The following is a 22,939-nucleotide window of genomic DNA, read 5'->3' as shown; positions in this document are numbered from 1 at the left end:
CGCTCTCCATACATTGCGGCCAGAGCGATTCCAGCCATGAGCGACGCGCCCACCCCCACCGCTGAATCCGAAGAGGCCGCGGCGCCAGCCCCGCGCCTGTTGCTGGTGGACGACGAGCCCGGTCTGCGAACGGCGGTGCAGGCCTACTTGGAAGACGAAGGCTTTGAGGTGACCACCGCGGTGGACGGGGAGGAAGGCTTTGCCAAGGCCCAGCAGATGCTGCCGGATGTGGTGATCAGCGACGTGATGATGCCGCGGCTGGATGGCTATGGCCTGCTGCAGAAGCTGCGCGCTGATGAACGGCTCGGCGGCACCCCGGTGATTTTCCTCACCGCCAAGGGCATGACGGCGGACCGCACCCAGGGCTATCTGGCCGGGGTGGATGACTACATCCCCAAGCCGTTCGATCCCGATGAGCTGGTGGCACGGGTGCGCAACGTGGCCCAGCGCCAGCAACGGCTGCTGCAGGAGGCGGCGCGCTTTGCGGATACCGATATGGGCCAGATGGCCAAGCAGATCACCGAGATTCGTTCGTTGCTGGCCCAGGCCGAAGCGTTGCCCTCCACCGAGCCGGTGGTGCACAGCTTCACGCCTCGGGAGGCGAGTGTGCTGCAGCTGGTGGCGGAAGGATTGATGAACAAGGAGATTGCGCGGCAGCTGGAGACGTCGATCCGCAATGTGGAGAAGTACGTGAGCCGGTTGTTCAACAAGACGGGCACCTCCAGCCGCACGGAACTGGTGCGCTATGCCCTGGAGCACCGTCTGGTGACTTGAAGGCTGGCTGGCGCGAGGCGGCGTTCAACAACGGTTGGACCTACCGCGACCGAGTGCCGCGGGCCGCTGCCGGCCTGCTGGTGAGCGATTGGCTGGCGGCTTGCTACCGCCACTCTGATCCTGCGTTGTGGCAGCAGCGGATCGCCGCCGGTGAGCTGGATTGGAACGGAGCGCTGCTGACTGGTGATCGAGCCTTGCAGGGCGGTGAGACCCTCTGTTGGCGGCGTCCGCCCTGGTTGGAGCAGGCGATCCCTGATCAATGGGAGACGATCCACGACGACGGCGACTTGTTGGTGATCAACAAGCCCTCGGGCTTGCCGGTGATGCCCGGTGGCGGCTTCCTGCGCCACACGCTCACGGCCTTGCTTGAACCCACCGGTGCCCGTCCGGTGCACCGCCTGGGGCGCTTCACCTCCGGTTTGCAGGTGTGTGCCCGCCAATCGCAGACCCGTGCCCTTTGGTCGAAGCAGTTCCGGCCCGACGGCGGTTGCCGCAAGGTGTATCAGGCCTGGAGTGAGCGGGTGCCCGGGTTGGAGTTGGGGCAGCGTTTGACGGTGAGCAGTGACGTGGTGGAACGACCGCATCCACTCTTGGGCTGGATCTGGGGGCCGGAACCGCTGAACGATGCGCCGATCCGCAAACGGCTCTCAGCCCACTCCGAGCTGGAGCTGTTGGAGCGCACGGCCGAGGGCGATCGCTTGCAGGTGACGATCACCACAGGCCGGCCGCATCAGATCCGCATTCATCTGGCGCAGATGGGCAGTCCGCTGCTGGGGGATCCGCTTTATCTGATGAATCGCGAGATTTCAGCCACCTCAACGCCCGGTGATGGGGGCTATCGGTTGCATGCTTGGCGGCTTTCGGGTCTCCCTCACTTGAGGGAGATCAACCTCCAGGTGGATCCCCCAAGTGAGGGAGATCAGGCCTTGCGGAACTCGATCAACCGTGAGAAGTAGAAGGGGGCCTTGTTGAGGCTGCGGCGCACCAGCTTGAAGCCGCAGGCTTCCGCTGCTTTGACAATGCCGTCTTCCTTGAGGGTGTATGCCCGAGTGGTTTTGCTGGGGCCGGGGAACAGCTGCCCGATGCTCTTCAACAGTGCCAGCAGTGGTGTGTAGGGCGCAAAGCTCACGATCAGCCGCTCTTCAGTGAGGCTGCAGAGGTGTTTCACCATCTCCTCAGCCGGTTGCTGGGGGTAGTGAATGAATACATCCAGGCAGCACACCGTGTGGAAGGAGCCACTCAGGCTTTCCAGGTCGCTGGCGAAGAAGTTCAGCTTGGCCATGTCGAGGCCGGCCTCGCGGGCCCGGCGCTCCGCCTCCTGGGCCATGGCTTCGGAAATGTCGCTGGCGCTGATCGAACCGGCTCCCATCGCCGCCAGTGGCAGGCTCAGGCTGCCCACCCCGCAACCCGCGTCGCAGAAGCTCGTCTGGCTGAGTTCACCGCTTTCCTTGATCCAGGCCAGCACCTCATCCACAGTCTTCTGGTGACCGATGCGGATGTTGCGCTGCACCTTGTTCACGTCGTCGCTGTCGCTGTAAATGCGGTTCCAGCGGTCGAAACCCGTGGTTTCGAAGTAGCCCTTCACCTCCTTTTTCTCGGCCTGTTTCTGCTCCAGCAGCTGATCGGGGGCCATGGCGGAAGGGTTTGCGTGGGCGGGATCCTAAGCAGCGCAGGCCCAGTGCAGAACACCCTCCTTCTGGTGCCAGCGCAGCAGCTGCGTCAGTGGCCGTCCCACCAGGGCGTCCATGCACCCCGTTGCATCGCCGATCACCCGCCGCGGTGCCACCGTGGCGCTCCAGATCGCAGCACTGGGGGCGTGACTCCAGCGGGCCAGCCGTTTGACCCCCTCCAGTTGCGGCAGGGTCACCCCCGCCAGGGTGCCGTCCTCGAGGCGGCAGGTGCCGTTCTCCACCAGCAGCACCCGCTCGTCCCAGCGGTGCTCTCCGTCGGCCAGGCCGTAGGGGGCCAGTGCATCGCTCACTAGCACCGTTTGCTCCGGCGCCAGCCGTTGCAACAGCACCGCCATCGTGGGGTGAACGTGCACGCCATCGGCGATCAGCCCCAGGGCAATCCCCCCGCGCCGGCAGGCTTCACCGAGAGGGCCCGGGGCCCGGTGGTGCAAGCCCGGCATGGCATTGAGGGCATGGGTGAGCATGGCCACCCCCTGATCGAAACCGGCGCTTGCCTGTTCGGCAGTGGCGGTGCTGTGGCCCAGGGCCACGCTGATGCCCAGCTCCTGCAGGCGCCCGATCACCGCAGCGGCCCCCTCCAGTTCGGGAGCCAGGGTGACCAGGGCAACCTCCGTCTCGAATCCCCCGATACGTTCGTCCAGCGTTTCCAGGCTGGGGCGCGCCAGGTGTTCCCGGGGATGGGCACCGCGGCGGGCCTCCGCCAGAAAGGGGCCCTCCAGATGGGCGCCCAGCAGCCGGCAACGACCGGGGCGGTGCAGTTCCCGCGCCTGCCGCAGCACGGCCAGGGCCTGGCGTAGCGGCGCGATGCCGCAGGTCACCAGGGTCGGGGCGATCGCCTCGACCCCATCGCGCCACAACAGCTCGAGGAGCTCCTCCAACCGGGGCAGATCCCTTTCGCTCAGCTCCGGGAAGGCCAGTCCCAGCCCGCCGTTGATCTGCAGGTCAACACCCCGGGGGCTGAGCCAGTCGCCGTTCCAGTCCGCATCAGTTTGTTGCGCCTCTTGTTGCGCTTCGGTGCCCATCGCCTCGATGCGGCAGATCAGCCCCTGCTCGTCCAGGTTGATGGCATAGCGCTGGTCTCCGTCCCCAGGCAGGGGACCCGGCAGTCGAATGTTGGTGATCCTGTGCATCAACGCAACACTGGCTTCTGCAGCCATGGGGGGAGACGATGGCAGTCTTGCCCCTCTGCGTTGTGCCGCCAGTGCTTCCCCGTGTTGCCGTTGTGATGGGCAGTGACTCTGACCTGCCCACCATGGAACCCGCCGCCGCCATCCTCCGCGAGTTGGGGGTGGAGGTGGAGGTTCGGGTGCTCTCGGCCCATCGCACCCCCTTGGAGATGGTGAACTTCGCTCAAGCGGCCCGGGGTCAGGGGTTTGGGGTGATCGTCGCCGGCGCCGGCGGGGCGGCCCATCTGCCCGGCATGGTGGCTGCCCTCACCACGCTGCCTGTGATCGGCGTTCCGGTGAAAAGCCGGGCCCTGTCCGGGGTTGATTCCCTCCACTCGATCGTGCAGATGCCGGGGGGGATTCCTGTGGCCACCGTCGCCATCGGTGGGGGCCTCAATGCCGGCTTGCTGGCGGCGCAGATCCTTTCGGTGGCCGATGCTGGCTTGGCCCAGAAACTTGAGGATTACCGCAGCAGCCTTCACGATGCTGTGGTCGCCAAGGATGCGCGCCTGGTTGATCTAGGCAGCACGGATTACCTCTCCCAGATGACTTCATGAGTGTTCCCGTTCGTTCCACCCTGCGATCCACGCTGCTTTGGGCGGTGGTGCCGGCGGCCATCGTCTATGCGGTTGCCCTGGTCTGGAGTGGCGCCGAGGGCATCAGCGCCAAGCTGGTGCTGAGGGACTTGGCCCAGTCCTGCAAGGCGCCTCTGGGAGAAGGTTTCCTCTCCAGCGTGGGCTACCTGCTCTGGATGGCGGCAGCGGCCATTGCCTTGTTTGCGGCGTCCACCCGGCAGATCCAGGGCTCCGTTCTGAACCGTCAATTCGCCTTCTGTGGGGGTGGTTTCTCGCTCTGGCTCTGCCTCGACGACATGTTCCTGGTGCATGACCGCTACCTCGGTGAGGCGTTCCTCTACATCACCTACGCCTTCTTCACCGGGTTGCTGTTGTTCCGCTTTCGTGGCCCCCTGCGGCGCTTCGGGGGCGACACCTTTCTGGTCTCCGTGGTGTTGTTGGGCTTGTCGGTTCTGACTGATGCCCTCCAGGGGCTGTGGCCGAATTCCTACGAGACGGTGCAGATCTTTGAGGAGGGATTCAAGTTCCTTGGGATTGCCGCCTGGCTCAGTTTCTGGTGCCATTACGTCAGTTCCGCCTCCAATCCGGCCGCCCTTGAGCAGCACTGATCGATTCGCGTCATCGCCACGATGACGCCCTGGCCGGCCTGGTTGCGGCTTGGCCTTCTGCTGCCTGTTCTGGGCTTGAACGCCTTTGTGCTGAAGCGTTTGCTGGTGCAGTTCGCCCCATTCCCCGGGCTGTTCCTCACCGCGGCCTTGATCGCCTTTTTGTTGGACCTGCCCTGCCGCTGGCTCTCGCAACGGGGTCTTCCCCGCGCCTGGGCCATCGTCAGCGTGGTCCTGGTGACCATGGGGCTTCTGGTCTGGGCGGCTGTGGCCCTGGTGCCGCTGCTGATCGAACAGCTCAGCCAATTGCTCAGTGCCTCGCCGTCTCTGCTTACGGCGGCGGAGCAGTGGATCGATCGGGGTCAGCTCTGGGCGCTGGGCCATGGCCTGCCTGCTGATTTCGCTGACCTCAGCAGTGATCTGGTGGCCCAGTTCAGCCGTCTGGCGACGCAGTTGAGTCAACGCCTGTTGGGCCTGCTGGGGGCCACGGTGGGCACCACGATCAATGTGGTGATCGTGCTGGTGCTTGCGGTCTTCCTGCTGTTTGGGGCGGATCCGATCGTCGACGGTCTGGCCCGCTGGCTGCCCGACCGTTGGCGGGATCTGGTGCAGACGACCCTCGAGCGCACCTTTCGGGGCTATTTCGCCGGCCAGGTGGTGTTGGCGCTGATCCTCAGTGGTGGTCAGCTTCTGGTGTTCACCGCCCTGAACATTCCCTACGGCGTCTTGTTCGCTGTGCTGATCGGCTTCACCACCCTGGTGCCCTATGCCAGTGCCGTGTCGATCGTCTCGGTGAGTGCGGTGCTGGCGGTTCAGGACCCCCGCACAGGCCTTGAGTTGCTTGCCGCGGCGATTGTTGTCGGTCAGATCGTGGATCAGGTGATCCAACCGCGGCTGATGGGCAGCATCGTGGGGTTGCAACCGGCCTGGCTGCTGATTGCCTTGCCCATTGGAGCCCGGGTGGGCGCCCTCTATGGCGTGGGCGATCTTCTGGGCCTGCTGTTGGCTGTGCCGGTGGCCAGTTGCATCAAAACCCTGGCGGATGCCGCCAGGGCTGGTGACGGCGACCTCAGGCGGCCGGAATCACCCCACGCTCCTGGAGCGCTTTGATCACCAGCTCCACGGAGTCAGCCAGATCCTGCTTGCCGGTGTCGATCTTCAGTTCGGGTGTTTCCGGTGCTTCGTAGGGGCTGGAGATGCCGGTGAATTCCTTGATCTGCCCCGCCCGTGCCTTGGCGTAGAGGCCTTTGGGGTCGCGGGATTCGCAGACCTCGAGGTCTGCGGCGCAGAACACCTCGAGGAAGTCACCGTCCTCCACCAGGTCACGGGCCTTGTCCCGGTCTGCACGGAAGGGCGACACAAAGGCGGTCAGCACGATCACGCCCGCATCCAGGAACAGCTTGGCTACTTCACCGATGCGGCGGATGTTTTCCTCACGGTCGGCATCGGAGAAGCCCAGGTCTTTGCAGAGGCCATGGCGGATGTTGTCGCCATCCAGCACATAGGTGGCGAGTCCCCGCTCGAACAGGGCTGCGTTGACAGCATTGGCCAGGGTGCTCTTGCCGGAGCCGGAGAGCCCGGTGAACCAAAGAATGGCGCTGCGGTGACCGCGCTGCTTCGAGCGCTCGTCGCGGCCCACGGAGGCCTCATGCCAGGCGATGTTGGTGGACGCACCCTTGTTGGTGAGCTCTCCGTAGGTGGGGCTGTCGGTCATGGCCACGGCATGAAGTGGCAGCCATTCTCCCCTAGCCCCCAGCCCGTTTCGGCCGGTATCCCTCCTTGCTGAGCAGCTCGAGTGCCAGATCCACCTGATCTCCCTGCAGTTCGATCACGCCGTCCTTGGCGGTCCCGCCACTGCCGATGCGTGTTTTGAGCTTCTTCAGCAGCGCCTTGAAGCCCGCAGCATCCAGCTCCAGGCCCCGGATCACCGTCACGGTTTTGCCACCTTTGCCACCACGGGTGGGCTGCACCCGCACCATTTGCTGCGCCTTGGCTGTGGGCTCCGCCGCAGGGCCGCTCGGTCGCTGCAGGCTCTCGGCACTGCTGAATTCCTGCCAGCCTCCCTTCGGCATCCACCCGTCGCAACCGGCTTGCATTGTCGATGAGCGCCGATGCGGCGCCCCATGGCGTGACCGCCTGCTTACGCTGAGCCGACGCTCCGCCGTGGATCCGTGACCAGCACCCTGCCCAACGCCAGCACTCCGGATCCCTCCAGCCTGCAGCCAGCGGTGCGCCCCGGTGCCCATGGCCGCTTTGGACGATTCGGTGGCCAGTACGTGCCCGAGACCCTGATGCCGGCCTTGGCGGAACTGGAGCAAGCAGCGGCCCAGGCCTGGAACGATCCCGCCTTCACCGCCGAGCTCAACCGCCTGCTCAAGAACTACGTCGGGCGGGCGACACCGTTGTATGAGGCCGAGCGTCTCACCGCCCACTACCGCCGCGCCGACGGTGGCCCCCGCATCTGGCTCAAGCGGGAAGACCTGAACCACACCGGTGCCCACAAGATCAACAACGCCCTGGGGCAGGCCCTGCTGGCCCTGCGCATGGGCAAGAAACGGATCATTGCCGAGACCGGTGCGGGGCAGCACGGCGTCGCCACGGCCACGGTTTGTGCCCGCTTCGGCCTGGAGTGCGTGATTTACATGGGTGCGGAAGACATGCGCCGTCAGGCCCTCAACGTCTTCCGCATGCGCCTGCTGGGCGCCAAGGTGCAACCGGTGACGGCCGGCACCGCCACCCTCAAGGACGCCACCAGTGAGGCGATCCGCGACTGGGTGACCAACGTCGAGACCACCCACTACATCCTTGGATCCGTCGCTGGTCCGCACCCCTATCCGATGTTGGTGCGGGATTTCCATGCCGTGATCGGTGAGGAGTCGAAGCAGCAGTGTCAGGACGCCTTCGGCCGGCTGCCCGACGTGCTGATGGCCTGCGTTGGCGGTGGCTCCAATGCCATGGGCTTGTTCCATCCCTTTGTGCAGGACACGTCTGTGCGGCTGATCGGTGTTGAGGCCGCCGGTGATGGTGTGGCCACCGGTCGCCACGCCGCGACGATCACCGAGGGTCGTGCCGGTGTGCTGCACGGCGCCATGAGCCTGCTGCTGCAGGACGGCGACGGTCAGGTGATGGAGGCTCACTCCATCAGTGCAGGTCTCGATTACCCCGGAGTGGGGCCGGAGCACAGCTATCTCCGGGAGATCGGACGTGCCGAGTACGCCGCAGTCACCGACCAACAAGCCCTCGATGCCCTGCGCTTGGTGAGTGAGCTTGAGGGCATCATTCCGGCCCTTGAAACCGCCCATGCCTTCGCCTGGCTTGAGCAGCTTTGCCCCACCCTGGCCGATGGCACCGAAGTGGTGATCAACTGCTCCGGCCGCGGCGACAAGGACGTCAACACCGTGGCGGAGAAGCTGGGGGATCAGCTCTAGGGAGCTGACCTCAGGCCAGCAGCAATTCCAGGTGGCGGGCCACCCGCTGCACGGCAGCCCGTGCCGTGGCATAGGCCATCCGCATCGGCCCCACCAGGGCCACATGGCCGAGCCCCTCGTTGCAGCGGTAGGGCGCCTGAACCACGGCACAGGCTTCCAGGGCTGGCTGCGGATGTTCCTCGCCGATCCACACCCGTGCGGATTCACCGCGGCTGATCAAGGTGGCGGGTTGGTCATCGATCAGTTCCAGCAGCGGCCGAAGGCTGGAGGTGCTTTCAAATTCCGGTTCGCTCACCAGCCTGGAAAGGCCATGCACCACCACCTGTGTGGAGTTGGCGGGGGTGGGCTGCTCAAGGGCGTTGCGCAGCACAGCACCGCTGCGTTGCAGCTGCCTGGGCAGTGCGTCCCAGTTCAGGTCGCCCTGCTCGAGCTGGGCCGACGCCCAGCGTTCCATCGCGGTGAGTTCAGCTTCAGCTCCGTGGGGCAGACGCAGGTTGAGGTGGCTGGCGCGGCCATTGGCTTCCACCAGCATCACCAGCAGTCGATCACCGCTGGGCACCAGACGGATCGTCTCCAGTTGCTGGTTCTCCTGCTGCGGTTGGGTGATCAGGCTCATCAGACCGGTGAAATCCGTCAGCCGACGAGCCAGATGCATCATCAGGTCGTCCAAACCGGCCCAACGAAGACTGAGGCCGGTGAGCTCCCGTTCCAGGTATTGAACAGCGATGCCGGGTTCCGGCAGCAACGCGTCCACATAGTGCCGGTATCCCATCGGACTGGGAACGCGTCCGGCGGAGGTGTGCGGTTGATGCAGCAGTCCTCGGCGCTCAAGCGCCCCCATGGCGGAGCGAACGGTGGCGGAGCTGGCGGGAATGCCGAAGCGTTGCACCAGGGTGCGGCTGCCCACCGGCTCCATCGTGTCGACGTAGTGGTGCACCGTCGCCTGAAGCACCTGTTCTTGCCGAAGGGACAGGGGCTTGCTCATCAGTAGCGGGGAACGCTGGGATCCACCTGAAGGCTCCAGGCATCAATGCCTCCCTCAAGGTTCCACACCTCAAGGCCCCAGGGTTGGTCCAGCAGCCACAGGCCGAAGTGGTAGCTGCGCACGCCGGCATGGCAGACCACCACGACGGGTTGATCGGGGTTGAGGTCGGCCTGCAGTGTTCTAAGCCATGCATTGGATTGGCTCAGGGGCCGGTGCAGCACCGCACCTGGAAAGGCAGCGATCGCGAGCTCAGCCTCCTCGCGCACATCCACCAGTTGCGGTGAAGGTCCCTCGCTTTGCAGCCATTGCTGCAGTTCAGAGGCTTGGATTGGTTGTGGTTGTTGGGATTGGCCCATGGCGCCATTCTGCGGTGATGGACAAAGATGAGGCGACCCGAGACCGCCGGCCCATGAAGGCCCGCCCCTTCCTCAGCGCTGCCGGCGCTGTGCTGTTGTCGCTGATTTTGCTGGCCGCTGGCCTGCTCTGGACCATGAACCGCCAGAGCCCCCTGCAGTTGGCAGAGCAGCCGTTGCATCTGCCTCGGGCGGCCCGGTTTGTGCCCCGGGATGCTGACTTGTCCCTCCATTGGTTGGCCGATCCAGGACGGTTGCCGGCCTATGCCCAGGCCGTTGCCCCTGCCTCCCAACGCCGCGATGCCCGTGATGGCGCCCGGCAGTGGCGCGAAGGCGTCTTCGCCTTGGCGGGCCTCCAGTTCGGTTTTGAGCTGGAGGCCTGGCTTGGCGAGGAGGTCAGTCTCACCCTCACCGATGGGGATTCCAACGCCGGTTGGGTGTTGGCTTTGACCAGTCGGGATGACGACGGCGCCCGGCGCTTTCTGCAACGGTTCTGGCAGACCCGCAGCCTGGCGGGCACCGACCTGCAGATCAGCAGTTACCGCGGCATCGGTGTGATCAGCGGCCAGGGGGCGTTGGTGGGGCATGACCCCCAACCCCTGGCCACGGCCTTGATTGACGACGATCTGCTGCTGGTGGCCTCAGGCCGGGGTGTGCTGGAGCAGGCCCTCGATGTCTCCCAGCTTCCGGATCAGCATCAGCTGGGCGATCAACGCCTGCAACGTCAGGTGGCTGAGCTCGGCGAAGGCGTGGCTCTGCTCACGGCATCTCCCCATGCCCTTGAGCATTGGCTGCAGCTTCCGCAGCTGGTGGCCCAACGGGACGATCTGAGCGGACTCGTGGCATCACTGCGTCCGGAGGGTTCAACCCTGGCGGTGGATGGGCGCCTCGGGTTCCGGCAAGCCCTTGGCACCGACCCCTGGCCTGGGCTCACGGATCTGACGGCGTCGGCGGGCGGCCATGCCCGCTGGCTGGCTCAGCTCCAGAGTCCGGCCCGTTTGTTGGATCCCAGCGAAAGCCATCCCCTGGCCCAATGGTTCGCTCCGTTGCTGAAGCAGCGTCTGGCGGACCAGCCGGCGGCCGATGCTGTTGTGGGGGCTGATGCTGGCCCTCTTCTCTGGCAGGAGCAACCCGAGGGCTGGCTGCTGGCCACCCGCCCGCAAAGCCCCGCCAGGGATGCGGTGGATGCACGTCTGCAGGAGCAGGGCCTGACCCGTTCTGAACTGGAGGGCGATGGCGAGGTGTTGAGCGTGTGGACGCGGCTGGTGCGCCAGCGGGGACGCCAGCCTGGGGTGGATGCCCAATTGGCCGTGGCTCAGGTTCGCTCGTCTGCGCTGAACTGGTGGGGCGAGTCCTTGATGGCCCTGGCGCAGCGCCAGAACGGACGTGCCCTCCAGCCCCGCTTGAACCAATGGCAGGAACTCACAGCCTCCGCCCAACCGGCGCAGGCCCTCCTGCTGGCGGATGAGCCGGCCCGTGCGCTCTTGGGGCAATGGCGGCCCTGGGCCCTGCTGCAGGTGATGGCGGGGCGGCCGCTTCAGGATCAGGTCCGCGGCCTTGCGGTGGCCGTCGACGTTGATCGTCAGGAGCAAGGCAGTACCGAGATTCCGTTGCATGCCCGGCTCGAACTCGGCTGACCTGGTTCTGTTGCGGCATGGCATCGCCGAGCCCCGCCAGGCGGGCCAGGACCATCCGGATCGACCCCTGACCGCCGCTGGCCGTCAGCGAACCCAGCGGGTGATGGCGGCCCTGGTGCAACGGGGGCTGCGCTTGGATCGATTGCTGTCCAGCCCCTATCGCCGGGCTTTGCAAACGGCGGAACTGGCGTTGGAGGCGGGGCTCGCTTCTGAACTCGCGGTGGATGAACGGCTCCAGCCGGGAGGGGCCCTCAACATGCTGGTTACCGCCTTTGATCAACGGCTTGGCTTGGTCGGCCATGAGCCGGATCTAGGAGATCTGGCCTGCGGTCTTCTGGGGTGTGCCCCGGGATCCCTGGTGCTGAAGAAAGCCGGCGTGATTCAGCTGCGTCGTTCCACGGGCCAGTGGCAGTTGAAGGCCTTGCTTCGGCCAGCACTGTTGATTGACGATTTAGGTTGCTGTTAGAGGCAATCAGGTGGTGGCCCAGCAGCAGACAGGCGACCTGCGCCATGCGCGGACCGGGATCGAACTGCGTCCAGGTCTGGATGGCGTGCCGGCCACCCAGTCGGCGATCTGCGACATCGATGGTGAGAAGGGGCTGCTCACCTATCGCGGCTACCCGATGCAGGATCTGGCGGCCAACAGCAGTTTTCTGGAAACGGCCTACCTGCTGATCTGGGGAGAGCTGCCCAGCCGCGACCAGTTGGCGGAGTTTGAGCACGCGGTGCAGATGCACCGGCGGGTCAGCTTCCGTGTGCGGGACATGATGAAGTGCTTCCCGGCCAGCGGCCATCCCATGGACGCGCTGCAGTCCAGCGCCGCTTCCCTGGGGCTGTTTTATTCGCGCCGGGCGATCGACGACCCGCAGTACATCTATGACGCGGTGGTGCGGTTGATCGCCAAGATCCCCACGATGGTGGCGGCCTTTCAGCTGATCCGCAAAGGCCAGGACCCAATCCAGCCCCGGGATGATCTGGCCTACTCCGCCAATTTCCTCTACATGCTCACCGAACGTGAGCCGGATCCCCTAGCAGCGCGGATCTTTGATCGCTGCCTGATGCTCCATGCCGAGCACAGCCTTAACGCCAGCACCTTCAGTGCTCGGGTCACCGCCAGTACCCTCACCGACCCCTACGCCGTGGTGGCTTCAGCCGTCGGCACCCTGGCGGGCCCACTCCACGGCGGCGCCAATGAAGATGTCCTCGCCATGCTCGAGCAGGTGGGCAGTCCCGAGAACGCTGGCGCTTTCTTGGATGAAGCCATCGCGGCCAAACGCAAAATCATGGGCTTCGGCCACCGGGAATACAAGGTGAAGGATCCCCGTGCCGTGATCCTGCAGGCCCTGGTGGAGGAGATGTTCGCCAGTTTTGGCCATGACGACCTCTACGACGTGGCCCGGGCGATCGAAGCGGAAGCAGCGTCCCGCCTCGGCCCCAAAGGCATCTATCCCAACGTCGATTTTTATTCGGGCCTTGTGTACCGCAAGCTCGGCATTCCCAGGGATTTGTTCACGCCGGTCTTCGCCATTGCCAGGGTTGCCGGCTGGCTGGCCCATTGGCGGGAGCAGCTGGGGGCGAACCGGATTTTCCGGCCTTCGCAGATCTACTCCGGATCCCAGCCACGCTCCTGGATGCCCATTGAGGAGCGCGTCTCGGCTCCGGCCGCCTAAGTTGCACCCACTTCCGTCGACACCATGGTGAGTCCGGGACTGGACCTGGAATTGAGCTTTAGCCAGGCCCTGCAAGGGTTTGGCTTCTCCCCGGAGGTGGCGAGGCTGCTTTGGCTGCCGCTGCCGATGCTGCTGGTTCTGGTGGCTGCAGTGGTGGGTGTGCTGGTTTCGGTGTGGCTGGAACGCAAGATTTCCGCCGCCGTCCAGCAGCGGATTGGTCCGGAGTATGCCGGTGCCCTGGGCGTGCTTCAGCCCCTGGCTGACGGCCTCAAGCTGCTCGTTAAGGAAGACATCATCCCGGCGCGGGCCGACAGCCTGCTGTTCACCCTCGGCCCGGTGCTGGTGGTTGTGCCGGTGATCATTTCTTGGCTGATCATTCCTTTCGGCCAGAACCTGCTGATCAGCAATGTGGGCGTGGGGATCTTCCTCTGGATCGCCTTCAGCAGCATCCAGCCGATCGGCTTGCTGATGAGCGGCTATGCCTCCAACAACAAGTACTCGCTGCTCGGTGGGCTGCGGGCCGCGGCTCAATCGATCAGCTACGAGATTCCCCTGGCTCTAGCGGTGCTGGCCATCGTGATGATGACCAACTCGCTGAGCACGGTCGACATTGTGGGTCAGCAGACCGGTGCCGGCATCTTGAGCTGGAACATATGGCGCCAGCCGGTGGGCTTCCTGATTTTCTGGATTTGTGCCCTGGCCGAGTGTGAGCGGCTGCCCTTCGACCTTCCCGAAGCTGAGGAAGAGCTGGTCGCCGGCTATCAGACCGAGTACGCGGGCATGAAGTTCGCCCTCTTCTACCTGGCGGGTTACATCAACCTGGTGCTCTCGGCCGTTCTGGTCAGCGTTCTGTATCTCGGTGGTTGGGGCTTCCCGATTCCTGTGGAGTGGCTGGCCGGCTGGTTGAACCAGCCCATCGATGCCCCCGTGGTGCAGGTGATCACGGGCACCGTTGGCATCGTGATGACGGTGCTCAAGGCCTATCTGCTGGTGTTCGTGGCGATCCTGCTGCGCTGGACCACCCCCCGCGTGCGCATTGACCAGCTGCTCGATCTCGGCTGGAAGTTCCTGCTGCCTCTGTCCCTGGTGAACCTTCTGGTGACAGCAGCCCTCAAGCTCGCATTCCCCGTTGCATTCGGCGGCTAGGTTTTCCTACCTAGGATTTCTTCGCTCCCGGCTCCGCTTCGTTCTCTCCCCTTCAGACCATGTTCGGCTTCCTCAAACAGGTCGGTGATTACACCCGGGATGCAGTCGATGCAGCCCGGAATCTGGCCCAAGGCTTTTCGGTCACCTTCGACCACATGCAGCGCCGTCCGGTCACGGTGCAGTACCCCTACGAGAAGCTCATTCCTTCCGAGCGTTATCGGGGCCGGATTCACTACGAGTTCGACAAGTGCATCGCCTGTGAGGTGTGCGTTCGGGTCTGCCCGATCAATCTTCCGGTGGTCGATTGGGTGATGAACAAGGCCACGAAGAAGAAGGAGCTGCGCAACTACTCCATCGACTTCGGCGTTTGCATTTTCTGCGGCAACTGCGTCGAGTACTGCCCCACCAACTGCCTCTCGATGACGGAGGAGTACGAGCTGGCGGCTTTTGATCGCCACAGCCTCAACTACGACAACGTGGCCCTCGGACGCCTTCCCACCAGCGTCACCACCGACCCCTCCGTTGTTCCCCTCAGGGAACTCGCCTATCTGCCGGCGGGCGAGATGGATCCCCACGGTGTTGCCGCCGATCGTCCCCGGGCTGGTCAGCTGCCGTCTCAGGTGTTGGAGACCCTCACCCCTCCTGCCAAGTCCTCTGCCAAGAATGAGGGACAATCCTCCAGTGAGGCCAAGGAGGGCGACGCATGACCATCGCGACAACCACCGAGCTGATCTGTTTTCTGGTGCTGTCCGCCGTTGTTGTGATCGGCGCCGTTGGTGTGGTGCTGCTCAGCAACATCGTCTATTCCGCCTTCCTGCTGGGCGGGGTGTTCACCGCCGTTGCAGGGCTCTACCTGCTGCTGAACGCCAGTTTCGTGGCCATGGCCCAGATCCTGGTCTACGTGGGCGCGATCAACGTGCTGATCCTGTTCGCGATCATGCTCGTCAACAAGCGGGAAGACCTCAAGGCCATCGCCAACCTCACCACGCGCCGTTTGGTGTCCGCCGGCGTCTGCGTCGGTCTGCTGGCGTTGCTGGTTCGTGTTGTGGTCACCACCCCCTGGTCGCTGCCCGGTCCTGCCGCTGTCGGTGAAGAGGCCACGGCCCGCATCGGTGAACACCTGTTCACCGATTACCTCTTGCCCTTCGAGGTGGCATCGGTGCTGTTGCTGATGGCCATGATCGGCGCCATCGTCTTGGCCCGTCGTGATGTGCTGGCCACCGATGTGGTCACCGGTGAGGTGGCCGATCAAGGCCTGATTGAGAAGGCCCGTACTCCCCTGCTGATGAATCGAGCGGACTGATGAGCGATTTCCTTGCCACGCTTCCCTCCCTGCAGGCCTACCTCCTGGTGGCCGCGATGCTCTTCTGCATCGGCGTCTGGGGTCTGATAAACAGCCGCAATGCGGTGCGGGTGCTGATGAGCATTGAGCTGATGCTCAATGCCGTGAACATCAACCTGATGGCCTTCTCCTCCTTTGTGGATGGTGATCTGATTCGCGGCCAGGTCTTCGCTGTGTTCGTGATCACGGTGGCCGCCGCTGAGGCCGCTGTTGGTCTGGCGATCCTGCTGTCGCTTTATCGCAATCGCGTTACCGTCGACATGGAGCAGTTCAACCTGCTGCGCTGGTAACCCCCGCACACCTGGGTCATGCGTCTCGATCGGGTCTGGGTGATCTATCGGGCCGACAGCCAGCCTGCCCAGCGTGAAGCCCGGCAATGTGCCAAGGAGCTGAAAGCCCTCGGCTCCCATGTGGTCACCGCGATGTCGGGGCCCCGGGTCAATCCTTTTCCCGGCCTTCTGGCCGTTGAGGAGTCGTTGCCCGACCTGGCGCTGGTGCTGGGGGGGGATGGCACGGTCCTGGGGGCTGCCCGCCACCTGGCGGTGCATGACATCCCGATCCTCAGCATCAATGTGGGAGGCCATCTGGGCTTTCTCACCCATGACCGGCGTGTGTTGCGCGGCGATCAGATCTGGCAACGCCTTCAGGACGATCAGTTCGCGATCGAACGGCGCATGATGCTTCAGGCGATGGTGGATCGACGCTCCGCGGAAGATCGAGCGGCATCGCCGGGTCCGTTGCAGCAGCCGGATCTCGAAGACGATGAAGAGCACCACTGGGCCTTCAACGACTTCTACCTGCGGGCCTACCGCGATGAGATTTCGCCCACCTGCACCCTGGAGCTCGAGATCGATGGGGAAGTGATCGACCAGGTGCGTGGTGATGGCCTGATCCTCTCCACCCCGACGGGGTCTACCGGGTACGCCCTGGCGGCAGGGGGACCGATTCTTCACCCCGGCATCGATGCCATCATCGTTGCCCCGATCTGCCCGATGAGCCTCTCCAGCCGAACGCTGGTGGTGCCGCCCCGGGCCAGGTTGGTGATCTGGCCCCTCGGAGCTGGGGATCACCGCATCAAGCTGTGGAAGGACGGTGTGGGCTGCACGGTGCTGGAGCCTGGGGAGTGCTGTGTTGTTCAGCAGGCGCGCCACCATGCCCTGATGGTGTTGCTCAATCAAAGCCCGTCGTATTACCGAACCCTCTCCCACAAGCTGCATTGGGCGGGAAGCCTGCACGCGTCTCAGCCCTCGCAGAATTGAGCCATGGCCCTCGAGATTGAACGGCGCTTTCTGGTGCTCTCGGACGCCTGGCGCAGCAGTGCCGGCCCCGCACAGCCGCTGCGTCAGGGCTATCTGGCCGCCAGTGCCGACGGTGTGACGGTGCGGATGCGTCTGCGCGGATCGGATCAGGCCTGGCTCACCCTGAAGGCGGCGGCTGATGCCGTTGGTCTGGTGCGCTACGAGTTCGAATATCCGATTCCCGTGGCGGACGCCGAAGCCCTCTGGGATCTGGCGCCGCATCGCCTGGACAAAGTCCGCTACGCCCTGGATTGCCCTGGTGGTGACTGGGTGGTGGATTGTTTCCAGGGCGAGAACGCCCCCTTGGTGCTGGCGGAGGTGGAGCTGGCATCGGCCCAGGCGGATCTGCTGATTCCGCCCTGGTGTGGCGAGGAGATCACCGGGGAGTCCCGCTGGAGCAATGCGGTGCTGGCCCAGCATCCGGTTCAGTCCTGGCCCGAGGCGCAGCGTCGACGTTTTGGCTGGCCCTAAGACCGGACTGGATTTGTCTTCAGATTTCCTTTAGTTTTGAGGAGTTCTGATTGGTGGCTCCTTCCAGTGGTGGGTCTGTACGACACAACTGGAATGCTTCGCTTCGTGGGATCCAGCGTGGAGGCCTGCCTGGAATACGCCACGTTGTTTCAGATCCCTGTGGGCCCCACCTCCCTGCAAAGCCTGCCGGAGCCTGTCAGCTCCACGATCAGGCTGAGGGGGGATCGTGTTCTGGAAGGACGCAACAGTTGAAGCCGTCCCGGCAGATCTTGCCGTTGTCCATGGCCCAATTGAGCAGTGCCACCCGGTTCTTCGAACCGGATTTGGTGAACACGTTGCTCACATGGTTGTCCACCGTTCGTTTGCTGATGGTGAGACGGTCAGCAATTTCCTGATTGGTCAGTCCTTCGGCCACGAGCTCGATGATCTCGATCTCCCTGGCAGAGAGGGAGATCTCCAGAGGATCGGTACCGTCGAGAGAGGACATGGGCGACCACCGTTGGGATCATGCTAGTCCGGACGACCGGTCTGATCCTGCATAGTGGGCCGGTGAAATGGAACGAGATTTGAGCACGGCGCTGCAGCGCGCAATTGAGGCCGGGGATCAGGTGCTCACGGCCGAGGTGATGCCTCCCCGCGGAGCCGACTCCTCCCACATGCTGGCCATGGCCGCATCGCTGCAAGGCCGTGTCCATGCGGTGAATGTGACCGATGGCAGTCGGGCCGTGATGCGGATGAGCAGCCTGGCCTCCTGCAAGTTGCTGCTTGAGGCCGGTCTGGAGCCGGTGTTGCAGATGGCCTGCCGGGACCGCAATCGCATCGCCCTTCAGGCCGATCTGCTCGGTGCGCATGCCTTGGGGATCCGCAACCTGTTGTGTCTCACAGGTGATCCGGTGCGGGCGGGCGATCAGGCGGATGCTCGGCCGGTGAATGAGTTCGAGTCGGTGAAGCTCCTGCAGCAGGTGGACGCCCTCAATCGGGGCGTGGATCCCGTGCAGGGCACCCTGCCCGATGGGGCGACCACGCTGTTTGCCGGGTGTGCCGCCGACCCACAATCGAGGAGCTGGAGCGGTCTCCAGCGCCGGTTGCAGCGCAAGCAGGCGGCAGGAGCCCGCTTCGTTCAAACCCAGATGGTGATGGACCCTGAAGCGCTCGAGCGCTTTCAGCACGAACTGGCTGGCCCCTTGGGTCTGCCCGTGCTCGCTGGCGTGTTTCTGCTGAAGTCAGCCAAGAATGCCCGTTTTATCAACCGCGTTGTTCCGGGAGCCTGCATCCCTGATGCGTTGATCCATCGGCTGGAGTGCGCCGAGAATCCCGCCATGGAGGGTGTGGCCATCGCTGCTGAACAGGTGAAGCGCTATCTCGGCATCGTTCGTGGCGTTCACCTGATGGCAATCAAGGCGGAGGAGCGCATCCCGTTGATCCTGGATCGCGCCGGACTCAGCTCGCTGCCTGGGTGAGGTCTGTGCCGAGCAGCTCCGCCATGGCTTTCTGCTGTGGGGAAGGCTCCACCAGGTCCTGACGACGGGCATCGGTGATCAGCCAGTCGAGCGAGGCCTCCTGCAGATCGAAGTGATCACCGTCCTTGCCCACGCAGTAGCGGCCGAACACCAGCTTCTCGAGCAGCTGCACACCGGGGCCGATGCGTGAGTAGTCGAAGATGATCGAGTTGTCGACCGTGGCGCCCTCACAGATGTGGCAGCTGGGGCCGATCATGGTGGGCCCAACGATGGTTGCGCCATCTTCGATCTTGGTCATGCCGCCCACGTAGACGGGGCCGGTGACGTTGATCTTGTCCCAGTTGGCGGCCACATTCAGACCGGTGTAAACCCCGGGGCGCACCTCCTTGCCAGGGATGCCCACCTGACGGACGTCACCCATCAACACGCTGCGGATGGCTTGCCAGTAGTCGGGAACCTTGCCGATATCCACCCATTCGAAATCCATCGGGATGGCATAGAACGGTGCGCCGAGCTCAGCCAGTTTCGGGAACAGATCCGAGCCGATGTCGAAGGACTGACCGGAAGGGATGTGTTCAAAGATCTCCGGCTCGAAGATGTAGATGCCGGTGTTGATCGTGTCGCTGAGGGCTTCGTCGACGCTGGGCTTTTCCTGGAAGCTTGAAATTCTGTTCTGGTCATCGGTGACCACAACGCCATAGCTGCTCACCTGATCCTTGGGGACCCGTTTGGTGACGAGGCTGGCGATCGCACCCTTCTCTTTGTGCAGGCGTACCGCTTCGCTGAGATCAAGGTCGATCAGCGCATCGCCGCAGAGCACCACGAAGGTGTCGTCGAAGAAGTGCTGGAAATCCTGGATTTTTTTGAGCCCGCCAGCAGACCCCAGCGCACTGCCGATCAGTTCGCCGTCTTCAATCCGTCCTTCAAAGCTGTAGGCAATTTCAACCCCGAAACGCTGGCCATCCCGGAAGTAGTTTTCAATCTCTTCGGCCAGGTGGGAGACGTTCACCATCACTTCGGTGAAACCGTGCTCCTTGAGCAGTTCCAGCAGAAATTCCATTACCGGCTTCTGCAGGATCGGAATCATTGGCTTGGGGATCACATGGGTGATCGGTTGGACCCGCGTCCCCTTACCAGCCGCCAGAATCATCGCCTTCATTGGCGTTTGGTCGGGTCAATACAAGGTAGTGACCATAGACCCGGTCTTAGGCCGCCACGACCGTCCGGGTCGGCGACGGATCTGGCACCTGAAGGCTGCGGATCGGCAGTTGCGTTGCAGTGCCACTCGCGGGGATGAATTTCAGTCGCAGCGCTCCGTGGAGCCAGCCCTCCTGCTCCAGCTCAACCCGGCCCTGGGAGGAGAGAAACAGCAGGGCCCAGAACACCCCGACCCGGTCACGGTCCAAGTCCGCGGCGGCGGCCACCTCCCACTGATCCACCAGTTGATCGAAGCCCACCCAGTCCAGGGCGGTCTCCCAGCCGTTCAGAAACACCCCCAGTGCTGCGGTTGTTTCCGGCAGCTTTTCGCGGTGGGCCAGTCCGGCCACCTGGGCGATGGCTTCACGGTTGCTGTAGCGCTTCTGCCGTTTGCGGCGGCGTGCCTCGAGTTCGTCTGATTCCAGCTGCTCGGCAATTGTTTCCAGCTGTTCGATCAGCTCCCCGAGGGTGACGGGCCGACGCAATGGCGGGGGTGCCACGGGTCGCCGCTGCAGATGACGTTCCGGCCGTCGGGGCAGATCAAAGGCCGGATCCAGCCAGCCTTGCTCATCGAAGTCGGCATCGAAGTGATCTTCGACTTCAGGCGGCGGCGGCAACATGCTGGTTTCAAGCATCTCCGCCTTGAGTCCCACCAGCACGGAGGCGGCCAGGAAGGCTTCGCTGCTATCAGCCAGGTCCCGTTCGTAGCTGCCGCCCCGTCCGGCCAGGGCGGCCGCCACCTGCCCGGGAACTTCGATGCGTTGCCGGAGTTGATCCAGAAAGCCGTCGATGACGGCAATCACATCCACATCCCAGGGATCGAGATCGCCCCGCTCCGCTGCGTCCTGCAGCAGTCGAATCGCAAGGCGGGCTCCAGCATCAGCGCCGTCGTTGGGAGCCACCTGGAGCAAGTCAATTCACCCTTTCCCGGCAAGGTATCGGTCCTCAACCGGTGTTGCCAGTGCTGCCTCAGGCCGCGCTGCTGGCATCGCTGACCTCCGCCTGGTCGTTGTCGTCGCTCTCGGCACTGGTCGCGCTGACGGTGGTTGCGGGGAGGAGGCCCAGCTGGGTTTCAACGGTGGAGCGGTAGCGGCTGAGGTCGGTCTCCAGTTCCTGGATCCGCACCTGCTGTGCTTCGTATTCGTTCGCCTTGCTGAACTGTTCAACGTTGTTGAGCATCCCGGTCCAGGCTGCGAAGAACCAGGCCGACACGGCTCCCAACCCCGCTGCAAGCAGCAGCAGACCCGCCAAAGGCAGGGTGTACTCCACACCGGGCAACACGTGAACCGTCGTGGGGCTGGTGTTCGCCAGGGTGAAGAACACCGTGATCAGGCCGAAGCTGAAGATCAGGCCGAAGTTGATCTGACGCATGGCAGGGGAGCGTTCCCCTGGAACTTACGGACGGTTGGCTGGGAATGAATCGGAATCGATACGTGATTTATGACGCGCCCACGGCGGGGGCCTGGATGACTGCTGGAACGGGCGCCTGACCTCGAATCAAGGGGGCCGTTGGTGAGATCACCTGTTCCATCGCACCCAGGTTTCGGTTCACCAGGGCTTCGATCGAGCTGCGGTAGCTGTCGGTCATCAGCTTGGGGTACAGCCCGATTCCGATGATCGGCACCAGCAGGCAGCCGATGATGTAAACCTCGCGTGGCTCCGCATCCACCAGGTTGGTGTGGGACACCAGCTCCTCTTTCTCCTTGCCGAAGAAGATTTCGCGAAGCATTGAGAGCAGATAGATCGGTGTGAGGATCACGCCGACGGCGGCCAGCCCGCAGATCACCACGCGGAAGGGCAGGGTGTAGGCCTCATCCGTGGCGAAACCAGCGAACACCATCAGTTCGCTCACGAATCCGCTCATGCCAGGCAGGGCCAGGGAGGCGAGGGCACACACCGTCCAGAGCGCGAACATGATGCGCATCTTCTGGCCGATGCCTCCCATCTCATCCAGCTGAAGCGTGTGGGTGCGGTCGTAGGTGGCACCCACGAGGAAGAACAGGCTGGCGCCAATCAAGCCGTGGCTGATCATCTGCAGCATGGCGCCACTGGTGCCCAGGGCACTGAAGCTGCCCACGCCGATCAGCACGAAGCCCATGTGGCTGATCGAGCTGTAGGCGATCTTTCGCTTGAGGTTGCGCTGGGCGAAGGAGGTGAGTGCGGCGTAAATGATGTTCACCACCCCCAGCACGATCAGCAGTGGGGCGAACTGAGAGTGGGCCGCTGGCAGCAGTTCACAGTTGAAGCGCAGCAGGGCATAGCCGCCCATCTTCAGCAGGATGCCGGCCAACAACATGTGCACCGGTGCCGTTGCTTCGCCATGGGCATCTGGCAGCCAGGTGTGCAACGGCACGATCGGAAGCTTCACGCCGAAGGCGATCAGCAGCCCGGCATAGCAGAGCAGTTGAAAGCCCGTGCCGAAGTCTTTGGCTGCAAGAGCGGTGTACTCAAAACTGGGGGTGCCGCCGCCGAAGAAGCCCATGGCTAGGGCGGCCAACAGGATGAACAGGGAGCTGCCGGCGGTGTAGAGGATGAATTTGGTTGCGGCGTATTGGCGTTTCTTGCCGCCCCAGATGGCCAGCAGCAGATACACAGGAATTAGTTCCAGCTCCCAGGCCAGGAAGAACAGCAGCATGTCCTGCACGGCGAACACAGCGATCTGGCCGCCGTCCATGGCCAGCAGCAGGAAATAAAACAGCCGCGGTTTGAAACTCACCGGCCATGCCGCCAGGCAGGCCAGGCTGGTGATGAAGCTGGTGAGCAGGATCAACGGCATCGAGAGCCCGTCGGCTCCCACCGCCCAGGTGAGGCCAAGATCCGGCAGCCAGCTCACCCGTTCGGACAGCTGCAGACCACTCAGGCTGGGGTCATAGCCGGTGAGGTAGGCCGCAACGGTGATCAGGAAGGTGATCAGCGTCACGATCAGGGCGTACCAACGCACCTGTTTGCCCTCGCCTTTGTCTGGAACCAGCGGAACCAGCAGGGCACCCACAATCGGCACCAGGATCGACAGGCTCAGCCATGGAACGGTTGCCTGCACCGGATCGCTGAGTCCGGCGACTGCGAATTCGAACACGCTGATCCGATCCTCACTGGATGGATCGTAGAAATCATGGCCGCTGTGTCATCACCTCGATAGGC

Annotated in this window: 27 protein-coding genes; 16 read left to right on the top strand and 11 right to left on the bottom strand. The window is 63.9% G+C overall.

Annotated elements, in window-relative coordinates; all coding sequences use genetic code 11:
• Window positions 1-36 precede the first annotated feature (36 nt).
• A complete protein-coding gene (locus tag DXY35_RS03875; protein WP_115081200.1) occupies window positions 37-774 on the top strand; it encodes a response regulator transcription factor in 738 nt (245 codons plus the stop codon).
• The gene (locus DXY35_RS03870) at window positions 771-1,730 is read left to right on the top strand and encodes an RNA pseudouridine synthase (RefSeq protein ID WP_115081199.1); all 960 of its coding nucleotides are present in this window, start codon (window positions 771-773) and stop codon (window positions 1,728-1,730) included. The genes DXY35_RS03875 and DXY35_RS03870 overlap by 4 nt, the downstream gene beginning before the upstream one ends.
• Here DXY35_RS03870 and bchM read toward each other — a convergent pair.
• Together bchM and DXY35_RS03860 are read right to left on the bottom strand one after the other, a co-directional pair.
• Entirely contained in the window at window positions 1,694-2,407 is a 714-nt protein-coding gene (gene bchM, locus DXY35_RS03865; RefSeq protein ID WP_115081198.1) for a magnesium protoporphyrin IX methyltransferase, read from the bottom strand. The genes DXY35_RS03870 and bchM overlap by 37 nt on opposite strands.
• A gap of 27 nt (window positions 2,408-2,434) precedes the next feature.
• Entirely contained in the window at window positions 2,435-3,622 is a 1,188-nt protein-coding gene (locus tag DXY35_RS03860) for an N-acetylglucosamine-6-phosphate deacetylase (protein WP_115081197.1), read from the bottom strand.
• A gap of 11 nt (window positions 3,623-3,633) precedes the next feature.
• Here DXY35_RS03860 and purE point away from each other — a divergent pair, with 11 nt between their 5' ends.
• From purE to DXY35_RS03845, 3 genes are read left to right on the top strand one after another with little or no spacing between them, the layout of a single operon-like run.
• Window positions 3,634-4,188, top strand: coding sequence for a 5-(carboxyamino)imidazole ribonucleotide mutase (purE, locus tag DXY35_RS03855; protein WP_115081196.1), 555 nt, complete (start codon window positions 3,634-3,636; stop codon window positions 4,186-4,188).
• Window positions 4,185-4,814 (top strand): oxidoreductase, encoded by a 630-nt coding sequence (locus DXY35_RS03850; RefSeq protein ID WP_115081195.1) that lies wholly within the window; start codon window positions 4,185-4,187, stop codon window positions 4,812-4,814. Before purE ends, DXY35_RS03850 begins: the two co-directional genes overlap by 4 nt.
• A gap of 21 nt (window positions 4,815-4,835) precedes the next feature.
• Window positions 4,836-5,921 (top strand): AI-2E family transporter, encoded by a 1,086-nt coding sequence (locus DXY35_RS03845; RefSeq protein WP_115081194.1) that lies wholly within the window; start codon window positions 4,836-4,838, stop codon window positions 5,919-5,921.
• Here DXY35_RS03845 and cysC read toward each other — a convergent pair.
• Together cysC and DXY35_RS03835 are read right to left on the bottom strand one after the other, a co-directional pair.
• On the bottom strand, window positions 5,881-6,525 hold the full coding sequence (gene cysC, locus DXY35_RS03840) for an adenylyl-sulfate kinase (protein ID WP_115081193.1): 645 nt from the start codon (window positions 6,523-6,525) through the stop codon (window positions 5,881-5,883). The genes DXY35_RS03845 and cysC overlap by 41 nt on opposite strands.
• A 31-nt stretch (window positions 6,526-6,556) precedes the next feature.
• Complete coding sequence (locus DXY35_RS03835; RefSeq protein ID WP_115081594.1) at window positions 6,557-6,883, bottom strand: translation initiation factor; 327 nt, start codon at window positions 6,881-6,883, stop codon at window positions 6,557-6,559.
• A gap of 99 nt (window positions 6,884-6,982) precedes the next feature.
• On the opposite strand from DXY35_RS03835, the gene trpB reads away from it, so the two are divergent.
• A complete protein-coding gene (gene trpB / locus DXY35_RS03830) occupies window positions 6,983-8,239 on the top strand; it encodes a tryptophan synthase subunit beta (RefSeq protein WP_115081192.1) in 1,257 nt (418 codons plus the stop codon).
• A gap of 10 nt (window positions 8,240-8,249) precedes the next feature.
• Here trpB and DXY35_RS03825 read toward each other — a convergent pair whose 3' ends face one another.
• Both DXY35_RS03825 and DXY35_RS03820 read right to left on the bottom strand, forming a co-directional pair.
• The gene (locus DXY35_RS03825) at window positions 8,250-9,224 is read right to left on the bottom strand and encodes a heat-inducible transcriptional repressor HrcA (RefSeq protein ID WP_115081191.1); all 975 of its coding nucleotides are present in this window, start codon (window positions 9,222-9,224) and stop codon (window positions 8,250-8,252) included.
• A complete protein-coding gene (locus DXY35_RS03820; RefSeq protein ID WP_115081190.1) occupies window positions 9,224-9,580 on the bottom strand; it encodes a rhodanese-like domain-containing protein in 357 nt (118 codons plus the stop codon). The genes DXY35_RS03825 and DXY35_RS03820 overlap by 1 nt, the downstream gene beginning before the upstream one ends.
• A 53-nt stretch (window positions 9,581-9,633) precedes the next feature.
• Here DXY35_RS03820 and DXY35_RS03815 point away from each other — a divergent pair, with 53 nt between their 5' ends.
• The 9 genes from DXY35_RS03815 to DXY35_RS03775 are packed head-to-tail and all read left to right on the top strand — an operon-like array spanning window position 9,634 to window position 17,141.
• Entirely contained in the window at window positions 9,634-11,214 is a 1,581-nt protein-coding gene (locus DXY35_RS03815; RefSeq protein WP_244272906.1) for a DUF3352 domain-containing protein, read from the top strand.
• Window positions 11,192-11,680 carry a phosphohistidine phosphatase SixA gene (sixA, locus tag DXY35_RS03810; protein WP_115081188.1) on the top strand — a complete coding sequence of 163 codons (489 nt, stop codon included), beginning with the start codon at window positions 11,192-11,194 and terminating at the stop codon, window positions 11,678-11,680. Before DXY35_RS03815 ends, sixA begins: the two co-directional genes overlap by 23 nt.
• A gap of 13 nt (window positions 11,681-11,693) precedes the next feature.
• On the top strand, window positions 11,694-12,884 hold the full coding sequence (locus DXY35_RS03805) for a citrate synthase (protein ID WP_114987754.1): 1,191 nt from the start codon (window positions 11,694-11,696) through the stop codon (window positions 12,882-12,884).
• 27 nt (window positions 12,885-12,911) lie between these two features.
• Complete coding sequence (gene nuoH / locus DXY35_RS03800; protein ID WP_170950528.1) at window positions 12,912-14,030, top strand: NADH-quinone oxidoreductase subunit NuoH; 1,119 nt, start codon at window positions 12,912-12,914, stop codon at window positions 14,028-14,030.
• A gap of 59 nt (window positions 14,031-14,089) precedes the next feature.
• Complete coding sequence (gene ndhI / locus DXY35_RS03795) at window positions 14,090-14,737, top strand: NAD(P)H-quinone oxidoreductase subunit I (protein ID WP_115009924.1); 648 nt, start codon at window positions 14,090-14,092, stop codon at window positions 14,735-14,737.
• Entirely contained in the window at window positions 14,734-15,333 is a 600-nt protein-coding gene (locus tag DXY35_RS03790) for an NADH-quinone oxidoreductase subunit J (protein WP_115081187.1), read from the top strand. The genes ndhI and DXY35_RS03790 overlap by 4 nt, the downstream gene beginning before the upstream one ends.
• Window positions 15,333-15,662, top strand: a complete 330-nt coding sequence (gene nuoK, locus DXY35_RS03785; RefSeq protein WP_038552705.1) for an NADH-quinone oxidoreductase subunit NuoK — start codon at window positions 15,333-15,335, stop codon at window positions 15,660-15,662. The genes DXY35_RS03790 and nuoK overlap by 1 nt, the downstream gene beginning before the upstream one ends.
• 18 nt (window positions 15,663-15,680) lie before the next feature.
• Window positions 15,681-16,631, top strand: a complete 951-nt coding sequence (locus DXY35_RS03780) for an NAD(+) kinase (protein WP_115081186.1) — start codon at window positions 15,681-15,683, stop codon at window positions 16,629-16,631.
• A gap of 3 nt (window positions 16,632-16,634) precedes the next feature.
• Window positions 16,635-17,141, top strand: a complete 507-nt coding sequence (locus tag DXY35_RS03775) for a CYTH domain-containing protein (protein WP_115081185.1) — start codon at window positions 16,635-16,637, stop codon at window positions 17,139-17,141.
• A 208-nt stretch (window positions 17,142-17,349) separates the two neighbouring features.
• On the opposite strand, the gene DXY35_RS03765 is transcribed toward DXY35_RS03775, so the two are convergent.
• The gene (locus DXY35_RS03765; RefSeq protein WP_115081183.1) at window positions 17,350-17,628 is read right to left on the bottom strand and encodes a helix-turn-helix transcriptional regulator; all 279 of its coding nucleotides are present in this window, start codon (window positions 17,626-17,628) and stop codon (window positions 17,350-17,352) included.
• A gap of 67 nt (window positions 17,629-17,695) precedes the next feature.
• Here DXY35_RS03765 and DXY35_RS03760 point away from each other — a divergent pair, with 67 nt between their 5' ends.
• A complete protein-coding gene (locus tag DXY35_RS03760; protein WP_115081182.1) occupies window positions 17,696-18,601 on the top strand; it encodes a methylenetetrahydrofolate reductase in 906 nt (301 codons plus the stop codon).
• Here the strand turns inward: DXY35_RS03760 and DXY35_RS03755 are convergent.
• From DXY35_RS03755 to DXY35_RS03740, 4 genes are all read right to left on the bottom strand, one after another.
• The gene (locus DXY35_RS03755) at window positions 18,582-19,760 is read right to left on the bottom strand and encodes an NDP-sugar synthase (RefSeq protein WP_115009929.1); all 1,179 of its coding nucleotides are present in this window, start codon (window positions 19,758-19,760) and stop codon (window positions 18,582-18,584) included. The two genes, DXY35_RS03760 and DXY35_RS03755, sit on opposite strands and share 20 nt — an antisense overlap.
• 46 nt (window positions 19,761-19,806) lie before the next feature.
• Window positions 19,807-20,709 carry a segregation/condensation protein A gene (locus DXY35_RS03750; RefSeq protein WP_115081181.1) on the bottom strand — a complete coding sequence of 301 codons (903 nt, stop codon included), beginning with the start codon at window positions 20,707-20,709 and terminating at the stop codon, window positions 19,807-19,809.
• Between the two features lie 58 nt (window positions 20,710-20,767).
• Complete coding sequence (locus DXY35_RS03745) at window positions 20,768-21,169, bottom strand: lipopolysaccharide assembly protein LapA domain-containing protein (RefSeq protein WP_115009931.1); 402 nt, start codon at window positions 21,167-21,169, stop codon at window positions 20,768-20,770.
• 67 nt (window positions 21,170-21,236) lie between these two features.
• On the bottom strand, window positions 21,237-22,874 hold the full coding sequence (locus DXY35_RS03740) for an NAD(P)H-quinone oxidoreductase subunit 4 (RefSeq protein ID WP_115081180.1): 1,638 nt from the start codon (window positions 22,872-22,874) through the stop codon (window positions 21,237-21,239).
• Window positions 22,875-22,939: the final 65 nt, after the last annotated feature.

Source organism: Synechococcus sp. N32 (assembly GCF_900473895.1).
In the GTDB taxonomy this organism is placed as follows: domain Bacteria; phylum Cyanobacteriota; class Cyanobacteriia; order PCC-6307; family Cyanobiaceae; genus Parasynechococcus.
Note: the sequence above shows the minus strand (reverse complement) of the source record. Positions and strands in the feature narration are given on the sequence as shown.